Origin of the sequence: Streptomyces sp. CBMA123 (assembly GCF_014596465.1) — a bacterium.
Lineage (GTDB): Bacteria > Actinomycetota > Actinomycetes > Streptomycetales > Streptomycetaceae > Kitasatospora.
The window spans coordinates 1-6,387 of the sequence record NZ_MECK01000291.1; the positions used below are offsets into that span (position 1 = coordinate 1).

The window sequence follows — 6,387 nt, forward strand, 5'->3', positions numbered from 1 at the left end:
TGCGCAGCCGCCCCGGCCGTCCGTTCCCCGGCGGGCCCTCCGACGCCCGGCAGGGCCTCGGCGCGCCGCCCGGCGGCAGCCTGCTGGACATGCTCAAGGTCGCCATCGCGATCCTGGACACCGCGGGCCGGGTGGTGCTGTGGAGCCCGGCCGCCGAGGAGCTGCTCGGCTGGCCGAGCGAGCTGCTGGTCGGCCGCCGGATCGAGGAGCTGATCCCGGACCAGGAGCAGGTCGTCCGGATCCGGGCCGCCGTCCAGGACACCCTGCGGCACGGCCGCTGGGCGGGCAACGCCGAGCTGCGCGACCGGGCCGGCGCGCCGGTCGCCGTGGACGCCCGGATCTCCCTGCTGGTGGACGGCGACGGAACCCCGTTCCTGCAGGTCAGCCTTGCCGAGGCGGCCGCCGTACGGGCCGTCGAGCGGGACCTCGCGGTGCGCGACGCGCTGTTCGAGCAGTCCCCGCTGGGCATCGCCATCCTGGACACCGACCTGCGCTACACCGCCGTCAACCAGACCCTGGCCGAGATGAACGGCGTCGTCCTGGAGGACCACGTCGGCCGTACCACCGGGGAGACCCTGCCCGAGCGGGCCGCCGACGAGATCACCGCGATCCAGCGTCAGGTGCTGGCCACCGGCGAGCCGGTCATCGACGTCACCCTCGCCTCCCCGGTCACCACCCGGGCCGGCTACCGCTCGATCTCCTACAGCCGGATGACCGACCGGTCCGGCCGGGTGCTCGGCATCTCCGGCACCGTGATGGACGTGACCGAGCGCTACCGCGCGGTGGCCAAGGTCGAGCACGCCCGGCGCCGGCTCTCGCTGCTCAACGAGTTCGGCTCCCGGGTCGGCGACCTCCTCGACGCCGCCCGGATCGCCCAGGAACTCGCCAGCTCCGTCGTCCCCCGGCTCACCGACCACTCCGCGGTGATCCTGCTCCAGGCCGTCGCCCACGGCGACGACCTGCCCCGGCACGGCCACGACCGGCGCACCTCGCTGCTCCAACTCGGCACCGCCTCCGTCCAGGACGGCCCCGAGGTCGAGGCGATGCTCCGACGCGGCGCCCGGATCACCTTCGCCGAGGACTCCGCCTGCGGCCGGGTGCTGCGCACCGGCGTGCCCGAGCTGCTCTCCGGCGCCGACCAGCTGGAGGACGTCACCTACCCCGGCGACCCCAAGATGCAGGCCGCCCACGACCTCGGCGTGCACTCGATGCTGGTCGTCCCGCTGCGCGCCCGCGGCATCGTGATCGGCCTGCTGCTGGTCAGCCGGGCCGGCTACCGCGAGGGCTTCGACCGCGACGACCTCGCCTTCACCGTCGAACTCGCCGACCGGGCCGGCAGCTCGCTGGACAACGCCCGGCTGTACGCCCGTGAACGCACCGCCGCGCTCACCCTCCAGCGCACCCTGCTCCCGCAGCAGGTCCCGCAGCCCACCGGCGTCGAGGTCGCCTACCGGTACGTGCCCGGCAGCAGCGGCACCGAGGTCGGCGGCGACTGGTTCGACGTCATCCCGCTGCCCGGCGACCGCACCGCGCTGGTGGTCGGCGACGTGATGGGCCACGGCCTGCGGGCCGCCGCCACCATGGGCCGGCTGCGCACCGCCGTCCGGGTGCTGGCCGCCCTCGACCTGCCGCCGGACGTCCTGCTGCGGCACGTCCACGAGCTGGCCGACGACCTCGCCCAGGGCCCGGACGAGGCGCTGCTGGCCACCTGCGTCTACGCCGTCTTCGACCCGGGCACGGCGATGCTGACGGTGGCCAAGGCCGGGCACATCCCGCCGGTGCTGGTGGTGCCCGGCGAGGAGGCCACCGAGCCGACCCGCACCGGCGGTCCGCTGCCCGGCGGGGCCGGCCGGATCCTCGACCTGCCCTCCGGCGCCCCGCTCGGCGTGGGCGGAGTCCCGTTCGAATCGGTCGAACTGAAGATCCCCGAGGGCAGCCTGCTCGCTCTGTGCACCGACGGCCTGGTGGAGTCCCGGGACAAGGACCTCGACGTCGGCCTCGGCCGGCTGGTCACCGTGCTCCAGGATCCGCACGCCTCCATCCAGGCCGCCTGCGAGGCGGTGCTCGACACCATGGAGCAGGGCCGCGAGCCGGACGACGTCGCCCTGCTGCTGGCCCGGCTCGGGCACGGCCAGGCCGGCACCCCGACGGCCGGCTGGACCCTGCCCGCCGAGCCCACCGCCGTCTCCCGGGCCCGCCGGCTGGTCCGCGCCACGCTCGCCGAGTGGGGCGTCGAGGACCTCACCGACACCGCCGAGCTGCTGGTCAGCGAGCTGGTCACGAACGCCGTCCGGTACGCCAGCGCCCCGATCGGGGCGCGGCTGACGCTCGGCGAGACGCTGCTGGTCGAGATCTCCGACCCGCTGCCGGACCCGCCCCGGGAGCGCCACGCGGCCGAGGCCGACGAGGGCGGCCGGGGTCTGGAGCTGGTCCACCGGCTGGCGCTGCACTGGGGCGCCCGGGCCGAGGGGATCGGCAAGGTGGTCTGGTTCGAGCTCGCGCTGCCGGGTAGTGACCCGGGCGAGTGACGCGAGTAGAGCCGCAGGAGAACCGTGCTGCATATGCCATCGGGCGCCCAGGGGGAGCGCGCGCCCCGGAAGGGGGCGCGGGCGTGGCATTGTGGTTGCGCGGGCGGTAGGACAAAAACCTTCGCCCGATCTGATGTTGTGATGTTGAGGGCGTGTGAACGCACCCCTCGATGATGAATACTCGGTCTTCTCGACATCCGGACGGTCGCGGGTTGGAGGGGTCGGTCCGTTGAACAGCATTCCCGCGCGGAACGCGCCGAGCAGCAGCGGTCATGCCGCTGTGCCCGGGCAGGTCGGGTCCCCGCACCTGCCCGCACCGGCGGCTCCGCCGGCTCCGCCGGTCCCCGGCGCCGCAGGCCCGGGCCGGGGCGCCCACCCCGCGGCCGAACCCCGGCCCTGGGGCGCCGGGGGCCCGGGCTCGATCTACGACTACATCCGGGTCGCCACCTTCGCGATCGGCCCCGACGGGCGGATCAGCCAGTGGAGCGAGCGCGCCGCCGAGTTCTTCGGCATCACCGCCGCCGAAGCCGTCGGCTCGGACCCGATCACCACCTTCGTCCCCCGCGAACTCTGGCGGCGCGGTCGCGCCCGGCTGGAGCGCACCCTGGCCGGCGAGGAGTGGGTCGGCACCACCCCCTACCGGGACGCCGTCGGCGGCGAGGGCCTCGCCGAGCTGTACCTGATGCCCGACAGCGCCCTGCCCACCGCGGGCGCCACCTGCCTGGCCGTCGACCTCGGCCGGCTGCGCCGGATCGAGACCGACCTCGCCGCCTCCGAGGCCGTCTTCGGGCAGACGCCCACCGGCTTCGTGCTCTTCGACGACCGGCTGCGGCTGCAGCGCGTCAACGACGCCTTCGCCTCCGGGATGGGCCTCGTCCCCACCGACCTCGAAGGCCTCACCCCGCACGACCTCTTCCCGTCGTCCGAGGCCGACCGGCTCAGCGCCGCCCTGCGCAAGGTCCTCGCCACCGGCGAACCCGTCTTCGACCTGCGCTTCCACAGCGCCGTCCCGACCCGCGAGGGCAACCGGCTCTGGGCAGTCTCGCTGTACCGGCTCAACGGCTCGGCCGGGCAGCCGATGGGCGTTGCCGGACAGGTCTCCGACGTCACCAGCCGGCACGTCGCCGAGCGCGAGGCCGACGGCGTGCGCCGCAACCTCGCCCTGCTCAACGAGGCCAGCGCCCACATCGGCTCCACCCTCGACCTGGAGACCACCGCCAAGGAACTCCTCGACGTCGTCGTCCCGCCGTTCTGCGACCTCGCCACCGTCGACCTCTACACCGCGCTGCTCTCCGGCGAGACCGTCCCCAGCGCCGGCCGGCTCGGCGACACCGTGCTCACCGACGGCAGCGGCGAACTGCGCCGCGTCGCCGTCTCCAGCGTGATCGGCGGCGCCTCCTCGGTGCTCGGCTCCGTCACCGGCCTGCCGATCGCCGAAGCCGGCGGCACCCTCTGCTACCCGCGCCGCTCCCCGCACGCCCGGGCCCTGCGCACCGGCCGCAGCGTCGTCCCCGAGCCCGGCCGCGACCCGCTGCTGCGCTCCACCCTGATCGTCCCGCTGGTCGCCCGCGACCAGGTGCTCGGCCTGGTCCAGCTCTCCCGGGCGATCGGCAGCGAGCCCTTCGACGCCCGCGACGTGGCGATCGCCGAGGAACTCGTCGCCCGCGCCGCCGTCTGCATCGACAACGCCCGGCTCTACCGCCGCGAGCACGAGCGGGCCCTGATCCTCCAGCGCAGCCTGCTGCCCCCGGGCAACCCGGCCGCCAGCGGCCTGGAGATCGCCTGCCGCTACCTGCCCAGCAACAACAACACCGAGGTCGGCGGCGACTGGTTCGACGTCATCCCGCTGCCCGGCAACCGCACCGCCCTGGTCATCGGCGACGTGATGGGCCGCGGCCTGCGCGCCGCCGTCGCCATGGGCCAGCTGCGCACCGCGGTACGGACCCTGGCCATGCTCGACCTCGACCCGGCCGAGGTGCTCGGCGCGCTGGACGAGATCGCCCGCGGCCTCGGCGACGACTCCGTCCCGGCCGGCCCGCCCACCCCGTACGGCCGGCTCACCTCGACGGCCGACGAGGAGGCCCGCGAGGTCTACCTGGCCACCTGCGTCTACGCCGTCTACGACGCCGTCACCCGCCGCTGCGTGTTCGCCAACGCCGGCCACCTGCCGCCCGTCCTGCTCAGCCCCGGCGAGCCCGCCCGGATGCTCGACGTGCCGCCCGGGCTGCCGCTCGGCGTCGGCGGCGAGCTCTTCGAGGAGGTCGAACTGACCCTCCCGGACGGCGCCGTGCTCGGCCTCTACACCGACGGCCTGGTGGAGAGCCGCAAGCACCCGCTGGACGAGGGGCTGCGCGCCTTCCGGGCCGCGATCGCCGACCGGGGCAAGGGCCTGGAGGACCTCTGCGACCACGTCCTCGGCGAACTCGACCCGCACCACGGCGAGGACGACATCGCGCTGCTGATGGCGAAGGTGCACGCCTTCCCCGAGGACGCCGTCGGCAACTGGTTCCTGCCGCCCGAGCCCACCTCCGTCGCCAAGGCCCGCGAACTGGCCTGCAGCTGGCTGCTCGCCCGGGGGATGGAGGACCTGGTCGACACCACCGAGCTGCTGGTCAGCGAGCTGGTCACGAACGCGCTCAAGCACGGGCGGGGCGAGATCCGGCTGCGGCTGCTGCGCGAGCGCACCGTGGTCTGCGAGGTCTGGGACGACGGCTACGCCCAGCCCCGGCAGCGGCGCGCCCAGGAGACCGACGAGGGCGGGCGCGGCCTGCAGCTGGTCAGCCTGCTGGCCGAGCGCTGGGGCAGTCGGCGCACGCCCAAGGGCAAGATCGTCTGGTTCGAGCTGGCACTGTAGGCGGCTCCGGCCCTGGGCCGTCCGGGTGCAGTCGCCCGGCGGCCCGCCGTGTCGCCGCCGGCCCGGCCGGGCCGACGGCGTTCGATGTCCGCCATGCGCGTCCGCCAGCTCACCGCCGCAGCCGTCGCGCTGCTGCTCTCCGCCACTCTCGGCGGCTGCTCCGACGGCCCGGCCCGCGGCCCCTCGGCCGCACCGGCCCCGGCCGACCCCACCGCCACCACCGGGGACGTCGGGCCCGCCGACCGCGCCACCGTCCAGGACGGCGGCACACTGCACTGGGCGCTGGACGGCGTCCCGGCCACGCTCAACGTCTACCAGCGCGGGGCCGGCGCCGACTCGGCGCTGCTCGCCCACGCGCTCTACCCCTCGCTGTTCCGGCCCGACGAGCACGGCCGGCTCGCCCCCGACCCGGACTACCTGGTCGGCGCCGAGTCCACCCCGCCCGGGCAGCAGCCCCAGGTGGTCACCTACCGGCTCAACCCGCACGCCGTCTGGAGCGACGGCACCCCGCTGTCGGCCGCCGACCTCACCGCCCAGCGGGCCGCCCTGTCCGGGCTGGACCCGGCCTACCGGAGCGGCCGGGCGGCCGGGTACGACGCCATCGACTCGGTCACCCAGGGCGGTGACCCGTACGAGGTCAAGGTGACCTTCCGGCGGCCCTACGCCGAGTGGCGGGCGCTGTTCGGGCCGCTCTACCCGGCCGCCGAGACGGCCACGCCGGAGGCCTTCAACCAGCCGCTGGCCGGCACCGGGCACCTGAGCGCCGGGCCGTACGCCCTTACCCGGTACGACGCCGAGGACGGGCGGGTCACCGTGGAGCGCAACCCGCTCTGGTGGGGGGACCTGCCGAAGACCGAGCGGATCGACTTCCTGGACGCGCCGCCGGAACGGCGCCTGGACGCGCTGGAGCAGGGGCGGCTGGACGTCGCCCCGCTCACCGCGGCGGTGGACCGGGCGGTGCCGGCCGCGCCGTCGCCCACTTCGTCGCCCGGGCCGTCCGCCACT

3 protein-coding genes are annotated in these 6,387 nt (G+C 75.4%); all 3 read left to right on the top strand.

Annotated features, from left to right (window positions below; genetic code table 11):
• On the top strand, nucleotides 1–2,528 hold a 2,528-nt coding region (locus BG452_RS27705; RefSeq protein WP_223242816.1), incomplete at its 5' end, for a SpoIIE family protein phosphatase.
• A 238-nt stretch (nucleotides 2,529–2,766) separates the two neighbouring features.
• A complete protein-coding gene (locus BG452_RS27710) occupies nucleotides 2,767–5,382 on the top strand; it encodes a SpoIIE family protein phosphatase (protein ID WP_411293032.1) in 2,616 nt (871 codons plus the stop codon).
• Nucleotides 5,383–5,475: 93 nt separating this feature from the next.
• Nucleotides 5,476–6,387: ABC transporter substrate-binding protein (locus BG452_RS27715; protein ID WP_223242818.1), on the top strand; the 912-nt coding region annotated here is incomplete at its 3' end.